Source organism: Desulfonatronospira sp. MSAO_Bac3 (genome assembly GCF_003838035.1).
GTDB lineage: Bacteria > Desulfobacterota > Desulfovibrionia > Desulfovibrionales > Desulfonatronovibrionaceae > Desulfonatronospira > Desulfonatronospira thiodismutans.
Genome location: NZ_QYZY01000197.1, coordinates 1 through 1,247, shown reverse-complemented (window position 1 = coordinate 1,247; position 1,247 = coordinate 1). Strand labels below are relative to the sequence as shown.

1 protein-coding gene is annotated in these 1,247 nt (G+C 52.8%); it reads left to right on the top strand.

Annotated elements, in window-relative coordinates:
- Positions 1 to 1,095, top strand: a 1,095-nt coding sequence (gene metK, locus D5S03_RS06830; RefSeq protein ID WP_287043136.1) for a methionine adenosyltransferase, incomplete at its 5' end; no start/stop codon positions are given.
- Positions 1,096 to 1,247: the final 152 nt, after the last annotated feature.

Sequence of the window (1,247 nt, the reverse complement as noted above, 5' to 3'; positions counted from 1 at the left end):
CAGATTTCAGATGCAGTGCTGGATGCTATTCTGGCCCAGGACAAATACTCCAGGGTGGCTTGTGAGACCTTAGTCACCACGGGACTTGCCTTTATTGCCGGAGAGATCACCACCAGTGGATATGCAGACCTGCCGGGCATTGTCAGGCAGACCCTGCGCGAGATAGGTTACAACAGTTCAGAAATGGGGTTTGACTGGGAGACCTGCTCGGTTCTTTCTTCCATAGACAAACAGTCCCCTGACATTGCCATGGGCGTTGACCGCAGGTCCCGGGAGGACCAGGGGGCAGGGGACCAGGGCATGATGTTTGGATATGCCGTGCGGGAGACTCCCCTGCTTATTCCGGCGCCCATATATTATGCTCACAGGCTCTCCAGGAGACTGGCTTATGTGCGTAAGAGGAGAATACTGGATTTTCTGCGGCCCGATGGCAAAACCGAGGTCAGCGTAGAGTATATCAACGGCAAGCCTGAAAGAATTGATTATGTGGTCATTGCCTGTCAGCACAACGAGGATGTGTCTTACGAAGACCTGGTTGAGGCTGTGCGGGAAGAAGTAGTTTTCCATACCCTGCCTCCGGAAATGCTGGATAAAAATACGCGAATCTTTGTCAACACCACCTCCAGGTTTGTGCTGGGCGGTCCCATGGCGGACTGCGGGCTCACCGGCCGCAAGATCATTCAGGATACTTACGGCGGCATGGGCAATCATGGCGGCGGGGCCTTTTCCGGGAAAGATCCTTCCAAGGTGGATCGAAGTGCAGGCTACATGGCCAGGTACATTGCCAAAAATATTGTGGCTGCAGAACTGGCGCAGCGCTGCGAGGTGCAGATTGCTTACGCCATAGGCGTAGCTGAACCTGTGTCCATAATGGTTACCTCATGGGGGACGGGGCAGGTCCCGGACCATGTTCTGACCCAGGCGGTGCGGGAGGTCTTTGATCTGCGGCCCTACCATATTATAAAGCGCCTCAACCTGATGCGGCCCATTTACAGTCAAACATCCTGTTACGGTCATTTCGGCCGGGATCACCCGGATTTTACCTGGGAGTTTACCGATGCTGCTGACGACCTGAAAACTGCGTGCAGGGTGTGAAGGATTGGGGGATTGGGGAATTTAGGGATTGGGGAATTTAGGAATTTAGGAATTGGAGGAATTGGGGAATTTAGGGATTGGGGAATTTAGGAATTTAGGAATTGGAGGAATTGGGGAATTTAGGGATTGGGGAATTTAGGAATTTAGGAATT